Below are 18,116 nucleotides of genomic sequence, written 5' to 3' on the forward strand. Positions count from 1 at the left end.
TGAACGGCACATCCCAAGAGCCATTTCTCGAAAACATTATGTGGGCTCGCAGCCAGCAACTACGTACTGGCTGTCGCTGCACAGAAGCTGCTCTGTGTGGTGTATTTTTGGTACCGGTTAATCCATCACATCTACCCAGATTCAGGATGATGGTTGAACCAGAAAAGTTAATGCCCTGAGTCTTGGGTGTACTGCCCAGGTCGATCGTCCAACAGGTAAATCCCGAGCGCCCGGCATGGCTGCGATTTCGGCCATTACCTTGTCGTAATCACCCGCCGGTGTGAATTTCCCACTGGCTTGATACCTGTGTGGATCTACATTTTCCAGATGATTCCACTCAATAAATCGCCCTTTGCCGAATAGGTTGAACTGCCGCATGGCTTCCTCCGTATTTTGGCCGTAAGAGAATGCTTTGGCTCGTTCTAACCTCTCAGTCTGAGGAAAAGTTGCGTGGCCGTTTGCGACTGAACTCGCCGTGGCGTCTTGTCCGAGAATAACGCGCTGTTTTATATTGCTTTTGTGCAATACCACTTTTCCCTGCTCGATCCGGCCAGGCACATTTTTGGCGCGAAATACATCTCCCTGGTTCCATGATCCACTCTTGATATCTTCGATTGGGTCGACGACCGTCACTTCGGTCCCATCGGCAACATCGCGGGGAATTAGGTAGGCGGCGACCGGTATCGATTGAAAGTGTGGGTAGTACCACTCGAAATCCAGCACGACATTCTGCTTTCCCTCGTGATGCCGGTGCCGATAGTCAGTCAGAAACAGGATCTCGCCAGTCTCTGAATCCTGTGCAACGGCCAGTTTCTTGCGCAAGGTCGTGTCGTAGACAATCCATCGCACATCAGGCCAGTAGCCCATGGCTGCGGCTCGGTTGATGTTCTCATATGTCCTTGCAGTGAGGATGATGAGCCGACCATCCTGGTCATACACAGACCCGGCAGGTCTTGGTAGTGCGTTCATATCTTCCAAAAACACCACATTCCCACCTTCGGCGGTTGCATGAAGGCAGGCAAACGCCCTGTATTTCTCGAGTTTCGAAATCGCCTCCTCAACAGACAAGGCATCCAGGTTGAGCACAGTCCCTTTGCACTGGCTACAGTGGCGCGAGCGATCCTCTGCATCGGTGACTAAAAGTTGATTCCAGTGCAGTGCCTTCGGGCAGTAAATGTGTTTGAGAAAACGCCCGTCCGGAGCGTAGAGAGCATTGGTTTTCTCGTCGTAGATGAACCTTGGCCGGAATGTATTTTCATTCATGCCATTCACCTCCACTATTTCTGAAGTTTTTGAGGTGCTGCATCGATTTTTCTCCTGTATGTTGCTGGAGAAAACACAGGCTTAAGGTCTTTCTAACCTTTCCAAAGACAATCAGATCAGATCTGGTCACAAAGCCAATGGGGGCGATCTGTGTGTCGCGACAGAATTAAGGGCATCTCGAAAAACCTGACATACCCGTGGCGGTGGGTATCCAGCTTATTGTTTTTACTGAGCTCCTGTCTACGCTGGAACGATGAATCAGAGGTTTTTCTAGGTGGTAATCCCCCCGAAAAACGGCGGTGTTTGAAAGTAGAATTTTCTCGTCATACGCACGAAGGAGATTCTGCATGAAGACATCGAGATTTTCGGACAGCCAGATACTGTCGATCCTCAAGCAGGCGGAAAATGGGATACCTGTCCCCGAGCTCTGCCGCGAACATGGCATGAGCAGCGCCAGTTTTTACAAATGGCGCGCCAAGTACGGTGGGATGGATGCCTCCCTGATGGCACGGCTGAAGGAACTTGAAGACGAGAACCGCCGGCTCAAGAAGATGTACGCTGAGGAGCGTCTCAAAGCCGAGATTGTGCAGGAGGCGCTCGCAAAAAAGTGGTGAAGCCATCCCGACGCAAGGCGATGGCGCAACACGCAGTCGCGGTTCGCGGCATTCCTATTCGCCTGGTGTGTGCAGCATTTGGGATCAGTGAAACCTGCTACCGCTATCAGGCCACGCTCAGTGATGAGAATAGCGAAATTGCCGACTGGCTGATCAGACTCACTGAGGAGCAAAGCGATTGGGGCTTTGGCCAATGCTTTGAATACCTGCGCAATGTCGAGCACAAAGGCTGGAATCACAAACGGGTTTATCGGATGTACTGCGCGCTGGAACTGAACCTTCGGATCAAACCCAGGCGTCGGCTGAAACGGCAGGTTCCCGAGCCCCTGAAAACTCCGATCAGGCCCGATCAGGTCTGGTTAATGGACTTCATGCACGACCAACTCAGCGATGGCCGACAGTTTCGGTTATTCAATGTGATTGACGATTACCGACGAGAAGGACTGGCCATTGAAGCAGACTTCTCACTACCGACACAACGAGTGATCCGGGTGCTGGAGCAACTGCTGGAATGGCGAGCCCACGCCGACGGCCATTCGCTGCGATAACGGACCGGAGTTTATCAGCCACGCGTTCGTTGACTGGGCCAGGAGGCAAAAAACATCCGCATCGACTACATCCAGCCCGGCAAGCCACAGCAGAACGCCTACATCGAACGGACAAACCGAACCATCCGCTACAGCTGGCTGAGCAAACACCTGTTCGATACCCTGGAGGAGGTTCAAGACTATGCGACCCAGTGGTTGTGGCTCTACAATCACCGCCGCCTCCATAAAGCCAATGGGGCAAGCCGCCTCTCATGGTCGCGTAAACCCTACTTTTGGGCTCCGCTAAAAATGGGGGGATTACCCGATATTCTGCAAGAAGGCTATAAAACGAAAAGCCTGAATGGGCAGGCTTTTCGTTAATTTGGGGTGACCGATGGGGTTCGAACCCACGACAACCGGAATCACAATCCGGGACTCTACCAACTGAGCTACGGCCACCATTGTTTGGTTCAGGGCGATTGGCGCGCCCGGTAGGACTCGAACCCACTACCCTCGGCTTAGAAGGCCGATGCTCTATCCAGATGAGCTACGGGCGCACGAAATCCTGAATGGTCGGAGTGATAGGATTTGAACCTACGACCACCTGGTCCCAAACCAGGTGCGCTACCAGACTGCGCTACACTCCGCCGCGCGGGTTGCACGGATGCACAGCCTAGCGCGAGGTGCGCATATTAGGCAGGCGAGGGTGACCTGTCAAGATCCTCAGTTGATTGGCTATTTTCGATATTTCCCAGGGAAATTCTGAATAAATCCGTCCTTAGGTTTATTCAGTAAGCCCTGCCTGGTAGGCTTAGGCCAGATTCGCGTTCATGCTCGATACAGGTCTTTATAATAAATAGGCTATTTGACCGTTGTGCTGGGGCGCCTTAAACGGGATGCTTGGATTTAATCAATGTATCTCTGGATTAAAACGATTTGAGTCAATCAAATAATTCCGCGGCGGCAAAACTGGTCGATGCCGCGTCTTTAGCCGAGAGAATGGCGGCGTTTTTGTTTTCCATCGGCCACTCGATGGCCAAATCTGGATCATTCCAGAGAATTGACCGGTCGTATTCTTTATACCAGTAGTCGGTGGTCTTGTAGAGAAAATCGGCTGTGTCACTTAACACAAGGAAACCGTGGGCGAAACCTGCGGGAATCCAGAGCTGTCGATGGTTTTCTGCGGAAAGCTCCACGCCGAACCATTGCCCAAAGGTCGGGGAGGTTTTTCTCAAATCAACCGCAACATCCCAAACCCGTCCCTGAACGACACGAATCAGTTTGCCTTGCGGTTTGTTTATTTGATAATGCAGACCACGCACCACATCTTTTTGGATTTTGAATGATTATCCTGAACAAATTTTATTTCAATATTGGTAATTTATGAAAATTTATTTTCATTGAAACTTTCGAAGAAAGAACCACGGTCATCTTCAAATATACGGGGTTCAATAATAAAAACGCCGGAAAGTGATGTGGGTACGACTTTCATCGGTTGTTCTGGGTGAGAATTTTTAATAAATATTGGCCGTAGCCGTTCTTTATTCATCGGCGCGGCCAGCGCTTCGAGCCGGGCGGCGTCGATCCAGCCGTTGCGGTAGGCGATCTCCTCCGGGCAGGCGACCTTGAGCCCCTGACGCTTTTCGATGGTGGCGATGAACTGCCCGGCGTCGAGCAGGCTGTCATGTGTGCCGGTGTCCAGCCAGGCGTAGCCGCGGCCCAGGGTCTGCACCTGCAGCGTGCCCTGCTCAAGGTACACGCGGTTGACGTCGGTGATCTCCAGCTCGCCGCGCGCAGACGGCTTCAGGCTCGCGGCGATGTCGCACACCTGGTGGTCGTAGAAGTACAGCCCGGTGACGGCGTAGCTGCTTTTGGGTCGCGCGGGTTTTTCTTCGATGCTGATGGCGCGGCCCGTGGCATCGAACTCGACCACGCCGTAGCGCTCGGGGTCGTGCACGTGGTAGGCATAGACCGTGGCGCCCGTGGTTTGCGCGTTGGCCTGTTTGAGCGAGGCTTGCAGGTCGTGTCCCCAGAACAGGTTGTCGCCGAGAACCAGCGCGCTGGGCGCATCGCCGATGAAGTCGCGGCCGATGACAAAGGCCTGCGCCAGACCGTCGGGGCTGGGCTGCACCGCGTATTGCAGGTTCAGCCCCCACTGGCTGCCGTCGCCGAGCAACTGGGCAAAGCGCGGCGTGTCCTGCGGGGTGGAGATGATGAGCACGTCGCGCATGCCGGCGAGCATGAGCGTGGACAGCGGGTAGTAGATCATCGGCTTGTCATACACCGGCCGCAGCTGCTTGCTCACCGCCTGGGTGACGGGATAGAGCCGCGTGCCGGAGCCGCCGGCGAGGATGAGGCCTTTGCGAGAGGGGGTCATAGGGGAAGTTCGTCGATGAGGCGTTGCACCTGGGTTGGCCACGGCGGCAGGTGCAGGTCGAAAGTGGTTTGCAGTTTGGTGCAGTCAAGGCGCGAGTTGGCCGGGCGCGGGGCGGGCAGCGGATAGTCGGCGGTGGTGATCGCCTGCACGTGCTCCGGGGCGCAGCGCAGGGGCATGCCGCGGGCCTGGGCGCGCTCGAGCACGAACTGCGCGTAGCCATGCCAGGACGTGCTTCCCTGCGCGGTGAGGTGATACACGCCGCTGGCGGTTGCGGCCAGCGCCGCGTCGGTGCGCAGGCGGTGCAGCAGCAGCGCGGTGACGTCGGCAATGAGTTCTGCGCTGGTGGGCGCGCCGAACTGGTCGGCAATCACCCGCAGTTGCTCGCGCTCGGCGGCGAGCCGGAGCATGGTCTTGGCGAAGTTGGCTCCGCGCGCGGCATACACCCAGGAGGTGCGCAGGATGAGGTGGCGGCAGCCGCTGGTGGCAATGGCGCGTTCGCCAGCGAGCTTGCTCCTGCCGTAGGCGCTCAATGGGTTGGGCGCGTCGGTCTCGGCGTAGGGCGTGGATTTGCTGCCGTCGAACACATAGTCGGTGGAGTAGTGCACCAGCCAGGCGCCGTGCGCGGCGGCGTATTCGGCCAGCACCGAGGGGGCCTGCGCGTTGATGCGCTGTGCGGCCTCGGGCTCGCTCTCGGCCTTGTCCACGGCGGTGTAGGCGGCGGCGTTGACGAGCACGTCCGGCTGCTCGCGCTCGAGCAGCATGCGCAAGGCATCCGGGTCGCTCAAGTCAGCCTGCGCGCGGGTACAGGGCAACAGGTCGCCGAGCGGCAGCAGCGCGCGGCGCAGCTCCCAGCCGACCTGACCGTCAGCACCCAGCAACAGGATGCGCGGCGGCGTCATGCGCGCGCCTCCTGCGCTGCGCCGTCGTATTGCACTTCGACCCAGCGGCGGTATTCGCCGCTGGTGACATGCGCCACCCAGTCGGGATGGTCGAGATACCACTGCACGGTGCGCTTCAGCCCCGTGGCGAAGGTTTCCTGCGGTGTCCAGCCGAGTTCGCGTTCGATCTTGCGGGCGTCGATGGCGTAGCGCCGGTCGTGGCCGGGGCGGTCGGTGACGAAGGTGATCTGGGCTTTGTAGCTGCTGCCGTCTGCCTTAGGAACCAGGGTGTCGAGCAGGTCGCACAAGGTGTGCACCACGTCGAGATTCTTGACCTCGTTGCAACCGCCGACGTTGTAGGTCTCACCCACCTGCCCCGCTTCGAGCACGCGGTCGATGGCGCGGCAGTGGTCGAGCACATACAACCAGTCGCGCACGTTCTGGCCGTCGCCGTACACCGGCAGGGGTTTGCCGGCCAGGGCGTTGTGGATCATCAGCGGGATGAGTTTTTCCGGGAACTGGTAGGGGCCGTAGTTGTTCGAGCAGTTGGTGGTCAGCACCGGCAGGCCGTAGGTGTGATGCCAGGCGCGCACCAGGTGGTCGCTCGCGGCCTTGCTCGCGCTGTACGGGCTGTTGGGGGCGTAGGAGGTGGTTTCGGTGAACGCCGGGTCGTCGGGCCCGAGGCTGCCGTAGACCTCGTCGGTGGAGATGTGCAGGAAGCGGAAGGCGGCCTTCTCCTCCTGCGGCAAGGCAGACCAGTAGGCGCGCGCGGCTTCGAGCAGCTCAAAGGTGCCTTGCACATTGGTGCGGATGAATTCGCCCGGGCCGTGGATCGAGCGATCGACATGGCTTTCAGCGGCGAAGTGCAGGATGGCGCGCGGGCGGTGTGCTGCAAGCAGCGTGGCCACCGCGGCACGGTCGCAGATATCGACGCGGGCGAAGTGGTAGCGCGGGTCAGCGGCAACCGGGGCGAGGCTTTCGAGGTTGCCGGCGTAGGTCAGCGCGTCGAGCACCAGCACTGGCTCGTCGTGCGTGCCGAGCCAGTGGTGGACAAAATTTGCGCCGATGAATCCGGCGCCGCCGGTGGTAATAATCACTTAGGAGTGACTCCGGATGAACAAATTGAGCACGAAAGCAGAAATGCTACTTGAGCAGGTGTTATCGCTCGATAGCGCAATCCGTGTCGGGTTTACACTGACGGTCACCCGCCCGCGCGCACGAGTCCGCCGAGTCCGCGTTCTACCAGCGCATCGTACAGCATGTGCCGCACATCTTGCGGGCGGCGGGCGGCCAGCGCCCGGGCGAGATACTGTCGTGCATCGGCAGCGCTGAAACGACGGATCACCCATTTGATGCGCGGTAGGGAACCGGCGCTCATCGAAAGCACATCGACGCCCAAGCCGAGGAGCAGAATCGCCCCCATCGGGTCGCCGGCCAGTTCGCCGCAGACGGTGATCTCGCGACCGAGTAGGTGTCCCGCGTCAACCACTTCGCTGATTGCGCGGAGCACAGCGGGGTGCAGCGCATCGTAGCGGCTGGCGACCCGCTCGTTGTTACGGTCGATGGCGAGAATGTATTGCGTGAGGTCGTTGGTGCCGATCGACAGAAAATCGACCATTTCGGCAATCAGGTCGATCTGGTACACCGCCGAAGGCACTTCAATCATTACGCCGATGCGAGGGGCGGCGATGGGTTCGCCTTCTTCTCGTAGCTCTGAAATGGCTTGATCAATGTATTCGCGCGCGGTGCTGAGTTCATCGATGCTGCCGATCATCGGCAAGAGAATGCCGAGGTTGTCGAGGCCGATCGAAGCGCGCAGCATGGCGCGGATTTGCGTCAGGAAAATTTCCGGATGGTCGAGAACCAGCCGGATGCCCCGCCAGCCGAGGAAGGGGTTGTCTTCCTTGATGGGGAAGTAGGAGAGGGGCTTGTCCCCCCCGACATCCAGCGTGCGCAGCACCACCGGCTGATCGCGAAAGGTTTCCATGGCCTCGCGGTAGATGCTGGCCTGTTCCGCCTCGCCGGGAAATTGCTTGCGAATCTGGAAGGGGACTTCGGTGCGATACAGGCCGATACCTTCAGCACCCACGGTGCGTGATGGTGCCATATCGGCCAGCAGCCCGATATTGACATGCAGGCCGATGCGCACGCCGTCCGGCGTTTGCGCGGGTTCCTGGCTGAGGGCGGCGAGTTCGGCGGTCAGCGCGGCTTCTTCCCGTGCCAGCCGCAGCAGTTCTTGGCGATACGAGCCGGCCGGCCGCACGATGAGCCAACCGCGATACCCATCCACCACGACCTCTTGCCCATCCAGCCGCGCGAGGGGCAGATCGGCCACGCCCATCGCAGCGGGAATGCCGAGCGCCCGCGCGAGGATGGCCAGATGCGACGATCCCGAGCCACTGCTGGAGACGATGCCGACCAGTCGATCGGTCGGGATTTCGGCGAGGTGGGAGGCGGAAAGATCGTGGCCGATCAGGACGATACGCTCTGGCCATTGGCGCGGCCCCTGGGTGCGCGCCTGGAGTTTGACGAGGATGCGGTTGCCCAGATCGCGGATATCCTGCGCCCGCTCACGCAGATAGGGGTCGGCCATCTGTTCGAAGACGGCGGTATGTTCGCGTACGGCATCGCGCAGGGCGATTCCGGCACTATGCCCGGCCATCACGCGCTCATGCATGCTGTCGATCAGTGAGCCGCCGCTCAGCATCAAAATGAAAGCATCGAACAGAATGTGCTCGTCGGTACTGCCCGCCGCGCGGGAAAAATCCTGTTTGAGTTGTGAAAACTCGTTGCGTACGGCATCGATGGCGGCGGAGAGCACCGCCCATTCGCTGGCCGGGCTTTCGACGGGGCGTTCTGGAATACTGTCGAGATCGACCACATCGAGCACCGGCACCGCCGTACCGAAGACCACGCCGGGGGAGCCCGGCAAACCCTGAGCGGTGACGGCGGCTTCCCAGCCGGGTGGCGCAATGCGGGTCTGGATCAGCTCTCCGCTGACCTGCGCCTGACGGATCCCCGAAGCGAGCTGGGCGGCCAGGGTGAGCAGGAAAGATTCCTGATCGGCGGAAAACCGGCGCTGGGCGCGGGATTGCACCACCAGTACCCCGAGCACCTCCCCGCGATGGATGATCGGCACCCCTAGGAAACCGTGGTAATACTCCTCGCCGATGTCCTGGATATATTTGAAGGCGGGGTGGTCGGGGGCGTTTTCCAGATTCACCGGCTCCGCACGCCGGGCGACCAGACCAACCAGCCCTTCGTTGAGATTCAGCCGAACGCGGCCGATACCGGCCGGGTTGAGTCCCTCCGTCGCTTGCAGCACCAGCGCGGCCTCAAGATTGGGCTCGGCGGGCGTCAACACATAGACGGAACAGACATCGACCTGGAGCGCGTTCTGAACCCGGTGGGCAATGACATCAAGAGCGGATCGGAGATCGGACGAACGGGTGACCTCGGTCACGATCCGGCGGAGTTCATCAAGCATGGGCAGATTCCTTGGGGCAAGGTTCGTCCGGTTGTTCCATCAGGACGGCCGGCGGGGGGGATGCCCCGGCGACAGGTGCCAAAAATAGCATGGCCTCGCGGTAGACGCCGCGTTTGAAGTACACCACTTCATCGAGAATCGACCAATACGGCCGCCATTCCCAGCCATCAAATTCCGGTTTGATCGAAGCATTGAGGTTGAATGCGGAGTCATCCGCCCGCAGGCGCAGCAGAAACCATTTCTGTTTCTGGCCAATGCAGGTGGGCACCAGATGCCGCCGAATCATATTCTTGGGCAAGCGGTACCGCAGCCAGCCGTGGGTCCAGCCGATCACCTCGACATGGGTTGGCAGCAGGCCGGTTTCTTCCTGCAGTTCGCGGTACATGGCGGACAGGGGGCGTTCATCATCATTGATGCCGCCCTGGGGAAATTGCCATGAGCGATGCCCGGCACGCTTGCCCCAAAACACTTCGCCGGTGGCGTTGAGCAGAATGATGCCCACATTGGGGCGGAAACCATCGCGATCGATCACGGTTATACTCAGCTAATAAGGTCGGACGCCAGTTGAACGGAAGGGGATGACCCGATCCGCGGGCAGCACCGTGGGGCACTGCAATCTACCCGTCATTTTCCACGCGCGACATCATTTCGCAAGGCAAAGCGTGTAGACCATCCTCCAGGCAGGGTTTTCATGCGCGCAGAGAATGCCCTGAGGTTCCTGGCTGTGGGCTTCGTCCGCGCGCATTGGGTGTCCTGATTCAGTCATCGAGTGGGAGAGCGTTTGTGCATCTGGCAATTTTTGATCTGGATAACACCCTGCTGGCGGGGGATTCTGACCACAGTTGGGGGCAGTTTCTGGCGGGAACCGGTGCGGTCGATGGCGCGGCCTATGCCGCGCAAAATCAGGTTTTTTATGAAGACTATCAGCGGGGCACGCTCGATATCGATGCGTTCTTGCGATTTTCCCTCGCGCCCTTGGCGCGGTTCAGCGTGGACGAACTGCTGGCGTGGCGCCGTGAATTCATCGAGACCGTCATCACGCCCCTGGTGACGGATAAGGCGAGAGCACTGGTTGAGCAGCATCGGGCGCGCGGGGATGAGTTATTGATTATTACGGCGACCAACTATTTTGTGACTGAACCGATTGCAGCGCTGTTCGGCATCGAGCACCTTCTGGCGACCCGGCCGGAAATGAAGGACGGGCGATACACGGGGAATTATCAGGGGGTGCCGACCTTCCAGGCGGGTAAGCAGACCGCGCTGGCGGCGTGGTTGGCCACGCGGGGTGAACAGCCGGAGCGCACCTGGTTCTACTCGGACTCGCGGAACGATCTGCCTTTGCTGGAGGCTGTTGACCATCCGGTGGCGGTCGATCCAGATCCGGTGCTGCGCGCCCGCGCGCAAGCGGCCGGCTGGCCGATCATTTCGCTGCGGGACTAGCCGGCTCAGGTGGTGGGCAGCGTCACGCCGCGTTGTCCCTGATACTTGCCACCCCGATCCTTGTACGAGGTTTCGCAGACTTCGTCTGATTCCAGAAAAAGCATTTGGGCGACCCCTTCGTTGGCATAAATGCGTGCCGGTAGCGGGGTCGTGTTGGAAAACTCCAGCGTGACATGCCCTTCCCACTCGGGCTCCAGCGGCGTGACATTCACGATGATGCCGCAGCGCGCATAGGTAGATTTGCCCAGGCAAATGGTCAGCACATTGCGCGGAATGCGGAAATATTCAATGGTGCGCGCCAGCGCGAACGAATTCGGCGGGATGATGCAGACATCTGATTCGACATCGACAAAGCTGCGCTCATCAAATGCTTTAGGGTCAACAATGGTGGAATTGATGTTGGTGAATATCTTGAATTCATTGGCACACCGGACATCGTAGCCATAACTTGAAGTGCCGTAGGAGATCATCGCCTGATCTCCTGCGCTGCGCACTTGTTGCGGCGCGAACGGCTCGATCATGCCGTGGTTTTCGGCCATTGCCCGAATCCAGCGATCGGATTTGATACTCATGCGCGGGGTTCCCTCTAAAGCCAAACGGTTGGCGCGCATTGTGTGAGTGTCGGTGCATTCTGTCCACTGGGATCCGAAGGGAGGGGATCCGGCTTTGCCGCCCCCATTAACCCCGCGCGCCAAAAAAATAACGGGGGCCATCAGCTTCCGGTGACGCTTTGGCGGGGGTGGATTTGCCGGGTGGGCTGTTGGGATTTTCGGATTTGATCTGGGGGGTTTCCAGCATGCCGAGCGTGTTGGAAACCTGCATCGCCAGAATCAATAATTCCTCGTCTTCCGCCTGATCGGCCAGTTGCAGGATATGTAGCGCATACTCGCGCTCCGCAATAAATCGGTAGGTATCGACTTTGATGCTCATCGCCCGCAGCAGTTTGAGTTTGAACCGCGCCATCAATTGCATTAATTCCGCGTCCATTGGCACCTCTTGGTTATCCGTTCAAATGAACAAGGGGCATCCTGCACGCTCTATGACTGCTTGATTCCTTCAAGTGCTGTTCACTTAAGCAATAAGTCGGCCAGCTTTTTATTGGCAGCGCCTCGTTCGGGATGAATGGCGCACAATCAATAGCTTGGATTGGCCTATCGAGCGCATGGATCGCCGTTTGTGGGGCTGATGCCGGCCGGGATTGCCGCTGGATGCACCATAACGGAGCAACGAGGACGGGGGATGCGCGGTGACGGGGGCGATGAGGCGTCCGGTTTGCCGTACGATTCAGTCATGCGCGGGTGACACGATTTACCTACAATGCGTTCATCGCTTCATCTTGAGGAAAGCACTCATGTCCCGATTGGTTCGCTCCGGGCTCAATGCCCGATTGGTTCGCCCAGGGCTCAATGCCCTGATCTTTGCGGGCGTCTTTGCCCTGCTGGCGGGCTGCGCCAGCAATCCGCCTGCCTCGTCTACGCCCGCCCCGGCGGCGAATCAGAATCAGGCAGACACCTATAACGAATATGAAACCACCGATGCCGCCGTGAATTTTTTGGGGGGCTCGGCCGAGACCATCGCCAAGGTGGTGGACAAAGCGTTTGCGGATTATGGACGGCCCAATGCCTATATCAAGGGTGAAGAGGGCGGGGGCGCCATCGTCTTTGGGCTGCGCTACGGCAAAGGCGAATTCGTGAGTAAATCCGGCGAGCATCGGGTGGTGTATTGGCAAGGGCCGTCGCTGGGCTGGGATTTTGGTGCCGACGCTGGCCGCGTATTCATCCTTGTGTACAACCTGCCGAATAGCGAGCAACTGTTCCAACGGTTTCCTGGGGTGAATGGCTCGCTGTATTTCCTCGGCGGGATCGGGATGAATTACCTGCGCTCGGATAACATCGTGCTTGCCCCGATTCGGGTCGGCGTGGGTATGCGGTTGGGCGCCTCGGTGGGGTATATGTCGTTTACCAAAGAGCAATCGTATAACCCGTTCTGAGTTGGCTGATTTGCGGTGCAGGCCGTGAGATTCTGATTTTGCTGAAATTTTAAGGAGCGCAATATGTCGTTGATCAAGGAATTCAAAGAATTTGCCATGAAAGGCAATGTGATCGATATGGCGGTGGGGATCATCATCGGGGCGGCGTTCGGCAAGATCGTCTCATCGCTGGTGAGTGACATCGTCATGCCGCCGATTGGTCTGCTGATTGGCGGAGTCGATTTCACTGATCTGACCATCGTCTTGCAGCATGCGCACGATAAAGTGCCGGAAGTGGCAATTCGCTACGGCCAGTTTATCCAGACCACCCTGGATTTCGTGATCATCGCCTTTGCGATTTTCATGGCGCTCAAGGTCATCAACCGGCTTAAGCGGCCGGATGCGGCGCCTGCACCGGCAGAACCGCCTGCTCCAGCGGCGGATATTCAATTGCTGACCGAAATCCGGGATTTGCTGAAAAATAAATCCTGAGGATTCGCGCACGCTCGGGCGAGCGCAGAGTGACAAAACGGCAGGTTTCTGCCGTTTTTTTATGGGGTCGGCAACTGGCGGTTGCCGATCGAAGGGAGGCTGGTCTGCGATCAGGGTGCCGGGTTTGGCCAGCGCGCATCCAGGGCATCGATTTCGGCCAGAACCGCATCGCTGAGCCGGAGTTCCGCAGCGGCGATGTTTTCCGCCAACTGGTCGAGGTGGGTCGCGCCGATGATGACGCTGGTGGTGAATGGTCGTTGATGCACAAACGCAATCGCCATCTGTGCCGGAGAGAATCCCCGCGCCCGCGCCAGATCCGCATAGGCCGCTGCAGCCACGGGCACATTCGGTTTGTGATAGCGCTGGCCAAAACCGGGGAATTCGGTGATGCGCCCTTTGGCCTTCGGCTCGACCCGGTATTTATCCGTCAGCCAGCCGAAGGCCAGCGGGCTGTAAGCGAGCAGGCCGATGCCGGTTTCGTGGCTGATTTCCGCCAGCCCCCCGGTTTCGAAGCTGCGGTTCAGCAGGTGGTAGGCATTTTGAATGCTGACGACCCGGGGTAAACCGAAGTCGCGCGCTGCCTGCTCGAAGGCCATGACCCCCCAAGGCGTTTCGTTTGACAGCCCAATCGCGCGGATTTTGCCGGCTTGAACCAGATCGGCCAGCGCCCGGAGTTGAGCTTCGATGGTTTCCGCTTCGCGGCGGCGGTCGCTGCGGTAATAGCGCTCACCAAACATCGGCACATACCGCTCCGGCCAATGGATTTGGTAGAGATCGACATAATCGGTTTGCAGCCGCGCGAGGCTGCCATCGATGGCCTGCTGGATTTGTGCGGCGCTGATCTGCGGGCCGCCGCGAATCCAGCCCATCCCGCGGGCGGGCCCGGCGATCTTGGTGGCAATGATGAGCCGGTCGCGCGCCTGCCGGCGCAGCCAGCTACCGACGAACCGCTCGGTGCTGCCCTGGGTTTCGGCGCGCGGCGGCACCGGATACATCTCGGCGGTATCGATGAAATTGATGCCCTGCGCGACCGCATAGTCGAGCTGGGCATGGGCCTCGGCTTCGGTGTTTTGCTGGCCAAAGGTCATGGTGCCCAGGCACAGGCTGCTGACTGTGATGCCGGAATTGCCCAGGGGGCGAAAGTCCACGGAAATCTCCTGTTCGAATTTGTGGTGGGGGCAGCGTAAGATGCTGCGGGCTTATCCCAAGAGTTGCTCAGGAAACGCTGAATCAATCCGCGTCTATTTGAATAGCATAGGCAAATTTCATTGGAGTGGTGACATGATCAAACCCTCAGCGCAAATCTGCGCGGCGCACCAAGAATTGATCGCGGCGATGCTCGACGCGCCGTCGGCCGCGGCTGAGCCCGCGATTCTGCAAACCTATGCCGAGGATGGCTGGCGGCAATTGGTGGCGGCCTTGCGTGCCTGGCGTGTCGGCCAGCCGGTGGATTTGACCCTGCTCGATGAGGAGGATCAAATGATTTTTGCCGGGGTTCAGTATGCCCACGCGCATCCGGACTGGCTGCCTGCCCTGGCCGACGAGGCACGGCATGACGCGGCGCAGTCGATTGCTCGGATGATTTTTTCGGCAACCTGGGGCGATCACGATGCGCTGGAATTATTGTCGAGCATGCGCGAGGCAGCAGCCGATCTAGGGCATACCGGCTCGACGGCGCATGCCTTGGTGCAGATCGTCGAGGGTGCCCGCGCTTTGCCCGACATTCTGGCCGACAACCCCGCCGCCGATGCCGGGTTGATCGAGGCGGTGCTTGACCGACTGATCGAGCTGGAAGCCGAGTGAGTGTCGCCCCCGCCCGACACCAGAAATGATAGGATTACCCCTTGTCGTAATAGGGCTACTGCCCTGACGGTTGGATGATGCCTCGAACCTCGTTTTCTCGCCATCTGCTGCTGAACCTGTTGATCTACACCGCGATGGTGTTGGGCTTCGTGGTGTATGTGCATGCCGAAAAAGAGATCGACGAGGTGAACGATGTTCGCTTCCATACGCTGCAACTAATGGTGGAGTTGCGTCAGTCGTCGGATGATCTGACCCGTATGGCGCGCAGCTTCGTCGTCACAGGGGATGCGCGTTTCCGTGCGGCCTACGATGCGCTGCTGGCGCAACGAGAGGGGCGGGCGGGCGCGGCAGTGCTCGGGTCGGTGACGGATTGGGATCAATGGTTGGATGATCCGCACGCTCCGTCGGGGGCGGCGCCATCGCCATCACAATCGGCTGCCCCGTCGGTGGCGCTTTTAACCCGGATGGCAACGGCCGGATTCACCCCGGCGGAACTGGCGCAGCTCCGCGAGGCCAAGCACGAGTCCGATGCCTTGACCGCCCTGGAACGGCAAGCCATGGCCATGATCACCCAAGGCAAAGAGACGCCTCCCGCGGTGCGACTCAAGGCCATCGAGCTGCTGCAAAGTCCGGCTTATTTCGCGGCGAAGGCGCGCATCATGACGCCGATTGCGCGGGTGACAGCAGCGGTTGCGCAGCGCACGACGGCGGCCGTGGAGCGGGCAGAAACCATCGCGCTGGTGGTTCGGCTGGGCTTTATCCTGTTGATCGGCCTGCTGCTGTTTGTCTGGTGGCGAACCTGGCTGCTGCTGAACCGCATCCTCGGTGAACCCCTCGACGAGTTGCGGGAAGAGATGGCGCGGATCGGCGCTGGGGATTTTTCCGGTCAACCTCCGGCGTCGGGTTATCCGCTGGGTAGTGTGGCCGAAGCGCTGGCGCGGACTCGGTCGCAGTTATTCGCTTTGTCCGAGACGCAGGCCGCGCATGAGGCGAAAATCGAGCGGATGCAGCGGCTCTATGCCGCGTTGAGCCAGTGTAATCAGGCGATCGTCCGTTGCCAGCATGAGCAGGAATTGCTCGAACAGGTGTGCACGGATGCCATCACCTATGCCGGTATGCGCCTGGCCTGGATTGGCCGCGTCGAGCCGGAGAGCGGGCGCGTGCGCGTCGTTGCCCAGGCAGGGGATCACCAGGACTATCTGGAAAATATTGAGATCAGCATCAATCCTGAGCTGCCAACAGGACAGGGGGTGGTGGGTAATGCCATTCGTCTGGGGCAGGCGGTGTGGATTGACGATTTTGCGCAAGACGCACGGATGGCGGCTTGGCATGAACGAGGCGCGCGTTCCGGTTGGCGTAGTGTTGCTTCATTGCCCCTGATCCGCCAGGGGGCGGTATGGGGCGCGTTCTCTCTCTATTCCGATGAATTGGCGGCCTTTGATGAGGCCGCCCAGAACCTGTTGCTGGAAATGGCGCTGGATATTAGTTTTGCGCTGGATAATTTTGATCACCGCGCTGAACGCGAGCGTCTGTTCCAGGCGCAACAGCAGTTGCTCGAGCGCATGAAACGCATCACCAGTCATGTGCCGGGGATGTTGTTTGAAGTTCGGTTGCGCCCGGATGGGCGCATGCAGTTTCCTTTCGCCAGTAGTGGGGTGTACCAGATTTACCATCTCAAGCCTGAAGATATCTTGGAAGATGCAACGCCGCTGTTCCAGAAAATTCACCCGGATGACCGAGCAATGGTTGTGGCGTCGATTGAACGGTCGGCCAAGACGCTGCAGCCTTGGCGGATGGAGTACCGGTTGTTGGACGAAGATGGGCAAATTCACTGGCTGTACGGTTATTCACTGCCCGAGCGTGAGACGGATGGCAGCACGCTCTGGACGGGCATTAAAACCGATATTTCCGAACGCAAACAAACCGAAGAGCGTTTTGCAGCGCTGATCAATTTTGACCCGCTGACCGGCTTGCCGAGCCGCAAGTTATTGCTGGAGCATTTTGAATACACCCGCTACCTGTCCACCCAGCATCGGCAGCCCTATGCCGTGATCTTCCTCGATCTGGATCACTTCAAGAACATCAATGAAACCCTGGGGCATGATCAAGGGGATGAGCTGTTGATCCGGGTTGCCGAGCGCATGAAAAAGGTGCTGCGCCCGCAGGATACGCTGTCCCGCCAGGGTGGAGATGAATTCACGCTCTTACTGCCCGACTGCGATTCGGAGCTGGCCACACGGATCGCGCAGCGGATGATCGAGACCATTCGCGCCCCGTTTGTTCTGGCTGGCCGTGAGGTCAGCCTCGGTGTATCCATGGGCATCGCCGTGGCGCCGGCCGATGGCGATGATTTCATCACCCTGTCAAAACATGCCGATATTGCGTTGTATCGCGCCAAGCAGAATGGCCGCAATGGGTTCCGCTTTTTCACACAAGAAATGCAGACTCAGTCCAACCGGCTGATGACGATCGATTCTGCCTTACGCCGAGCCCTCGCGGAACAGCAGTTCTCGCTGGTGTACCAGCCGCAGGTCTCGCTGCACACGGGGCAAATCGTGGGCGCTGAAGTTTTGCTGCGGTGGCAACATCCGGAGTTGGGGGCAATTTCACCGGCAGAATTCATCCCGATCGCCGAGGATAACGGCCTGATTCTGCCGATTGGGGACTGGGTGTTGACGATGGCCACGCGGGATGCTGGTGCCTGGGTCGCTCAGGCGACGGCACCGTTCGTGCTGGCGGTGAATCTATCGGCCATCCAGTTTCGGCAGCGCGATTTGCCCGCGCGCGTCGCCGAAATTCTCCAGGCGGCGGATTTCCCCGCCCAGCATCTGGAGCTGGAATTGACCGAGCGTTCGGCGATGGAAAACCCCGAAACGGCCGTGGCACAGATGGCGGAACTCGATGCCTTGGGGATCCGGCTTTCAATGGACGATTTCGGGACGGGCTATTCTTCGCTGAGTTACCTCAAACGCTTCAAACTCTACAAGCTCAAGATCGATCAATCCTTCGTGCGCGATATGACCGAAGATGCCGATGATCGGGCGATTGTGTCCACGATCATCCACATGGCGCAAAGCTTGGGGTTATCCACCATTGCCGAAGGGGTCGAGACGGCGGAACAACTGGCGCTGTTGCAGGCGATGGGCTGTGAGGAATCTCAAGGGTATTTCACTGGCCGCCCCATGAGCGCGGCCGATTTGACGGCGCTGCTGGCTAAGCAATTCGGCTGACGATGAGCGCAATTCGGCGCTGAATGCATTCCCCTT

The 18,116-nt window shown here is 59.2% G+C and carries 14 protein-coding genes, 3 tRNA genes and 2 pseudogenes; 6 read left to right on the forward strand and 13 right to left on the reverse strand.

The genetic code is table 11. The annotated features are described in order from the left end of the window. Positions 1-141: 141 nt before the first annotated feature. Positions 142-1,263: a hypothetical protein gene (locus VOI35_RS02595; RefSeq protein WP_407276347.1), complete on the reverse strand. Its 1,122-nt coding sequence runs from the start codon at positions 1,261-1,263 to the stop codon at positions 142-144. A gap of 347 nt (positions 1,264-1,610) precedes the next feature. On the opposite strand from VOI35_RS02595, the pseudogene VOI35_RS02600 reads away from it, so the two are divergent. Then, positions 1,611-2,662 (forward strand): annotated as a pseudogene (locus VOI35_RS02600) (IS3 family transposase); the annotation flags it as partial. Positions 2,663-2,787: 125 nt separating this feature from the next. Here the strand turns inward: VOI35_RS02600 and VOI35_RS02605 are convergent. From VOI35_RS02605 to VOI35_RS02645, 9 genes and pseudogenes are all read right to left on the reverse strand, one after another. Beyond that, positions 2,788-2,863, reverse strand: a tRNA-His gene (locus tag VOI35_RS02605). 21 nt (positions 2,864-2,884) lie between these two features. Continuing rightward, positions 2,885-2,961 (reverse strand) — tRNA-Arg (locus tag VOI35_RS02610). Positions 2,962-2,974: 13 nt separating this feature from the next. Beyond that, a tRNA-Pro gene (locus VOI35_RS02615) sits at positions 2,975-3,051 on the reverse strand. A gap of 294 nt (positions 3,052-3,345) precedes the next feature. Beyond that, complete coding sequence (gene rfbC, locus VOI35_RS02620) at positions 3,346-3,726, reverse strand: dTDP-4-dehydrorhamnose 3,5-epimerase (RefSeq protein WP_407276348.1); 381 nt, start codon at positions 3,724-3,726, stop codon at positions 3,346-3,348. Between the two features lie 166 nt (positions 3,727-3,892). After that, positions 3,893-4,781: pseudogene (rfbA, locus tag VOI35_RS02625) on the reverse strand (glucose-1-phosphate thymidylyltransferase RfbA). Continuing rightward, on the reverse strand, positions 4,778-5,680 hold the full coding sequence (gene rfbD / locus VOI35_RS02630; RefSeq protein ID WP_407276349.1) for a dTDP-4-dehydrorhamnose reductase: 903 nt from the start codon (positions 5,678-5,680) through the stop codon (positions 4,778-4,780). Before rfbD ends, rfbA begins: the two are co-directional and overlap by 4 nt. Further along, positions 5,677-6,756, reverse strand: a complete 1,080-nt coding sequence (gene rfbB, locus VOI35_RS02635) for a dTDP-glucose 4,6-dehydratase (RefSeq protein ID WP_407276350.1) — start codon at positions 6,754-6,756, stop codon at positions 5,677-5,679. The genes rfbD and rfbB overlap by 4 nt, the downstream gene beginning before the upstream one ends. A gap of 104 nt (positions 6,757-6,860) precedes the next feature. Then, positions 6,861-9,146, reverse strand: a complete 2,286-nt coding sequence (gene ptsP / locus VOI35_RS02640) for a phosphoenolpyruvate--protein phosphotransferase (protein WP_407276351.1) — start codon at positions 9,144-9,146, stop codon at positions 6,861-6,863. Further along, a complete protein-coding gene (locus VOI35_RS02645; RefSeq protein WP_407276778.1) occupies positions 9,139-9,684 on the reverse strand; it encodes an RNA pyrophosphohydrolase in 546 nt (181 codons plus the stop codon). The genes ptsP and VOI35_RS02645 overlap by 8 nt, the downstream gene beginning before the upstream one ends. A 245-nt stretch (positions 9,685-9,929) precedes the next feature. Here VOI35_RS02645 and VOI35_RS02650 point away from each other — a divergent pair, with 245 nt between their 5' ends. Then, positions 9,930-10,586, forward strand: coding sequence for an HAD family hydrolase (locus VOI35_RS02650; RefSeq protein ID WP_407276352.1), 657 nt, complete (start codon positions 9,930-9,932; stop codon positions 10,584-10,586). A 5-nt stretch (positions 10,587-10,591) separates the two neighbouring features. Here VOI35_RS02650 and dcd read toward each other — a convergent pair whose 3' ends face one another. Next, positions 10,592-11,158, reverse strand: a complete 567-nt coding sequence (dcd, locus tag VOI35_RS02655; protein ID WP_407276353.1) for a dCTP deaminase — start codon at positions 11,156-11,158, stop codon at positions 10,592-10,594. A gap of 106 nt (positions 11,159-11,264) precedes the next feature. Then, on the reverse strand, positions 11,265-11,573 hold the full coding sequence (locus VOI35_RS02660) for a hypothetical protein (protein ID WP_407276354.1): 309 nt from the start codon (positions 11,571-11,573) through the stop codon (positions 11,265-11,267). Positions 11,574-11,937: 364 nt separating this feature from the next. On the opposite strand from VOI35_RS02660, the gene VOI35_RS02665 reads away from it, so the two are divergent. Together VOI35_RS02665 and mscL are read left to right on the forward strand one after the other, a co-directional pair. Next, positions 11,938-12,576, forward strand: a complete 639-nt coding sequence (locus VOI35_RS02665; protein ID WP_407276355.1) for a DUF1134 domain-containing protein — start codon at positions 11,938-11,940, stop codon at positions 12,574-12,576. Between the two features lie 63 nt (positions 12,577-12,639). After that, entirely contained in the window at positions 12,640-13,047 is a 408-nt protein-coding gene (gene mscL, locus VOI35_RS02670) for a large-conductance mechanosensitive channel protein MscL (protein WP_407276356.1), read from the forward strand. 110 nt (positions 13,048-13,157) lie between these two features. Here the strand turns inward: mscL and VOI35_RS02675 are convergent, their stop codons facing one another. Beyond that, positions 13,158-14,195, reverse strand: coding sequence for an aldo/keto reductase (locus VOI35_RS02675; protein WP_407276357.1), 1,038 nt, complete (start codon positions 14,193-14,195; stop codon positions 13,158-13,160). Positions 14,196-14,328: 133 nt separating this feature from the next. On the opposite strand from VOI35_RS02675, the gene VOI35_RS02680 reads away from it, so the two are divergent. Both VOI35_RS02680 and VOI35_RS02685 read left to right on the forward strand, forming a co-directional pair. Beyond that, positions 14,329-14,850 carry a hypothetical protein gene (locus VOI35_RS02680; protein WP_407276358.1) on the forward strand — a complete coding sequence of 174 codons (522 nt, stop codon included), beginning with the start codon at positions 14,329-14,331 and terminating at the stop codon, positions 14,848-14,850. 74 nt (positions 14,851-14,924) lie between these two features. After that, positions 14,925-18,080: an EAL domain-containing protein gene (locus VOI35_RS02685; protein ID WP_407276359.1), complete on the forward strand. Its 3,156-nt coding sequence runs from the start codon at positions 14,925-14,927 to the stop codon at positions 18,078-18,080. Positions 18,081-18,116: the final 36 nt, after the last annotated feature.

Origin of the sequence: Halothiobacillus sp. DCM-1 (genome assembly GCF_045689735.1) — a bacterium.
Taxonomy (GTDB): domain Bacteria; phylum Pseudomonadota; class Gammaproteobacteria; order Halothiobacillales; family Halothiobacillaceae; genus Halothiobacillus.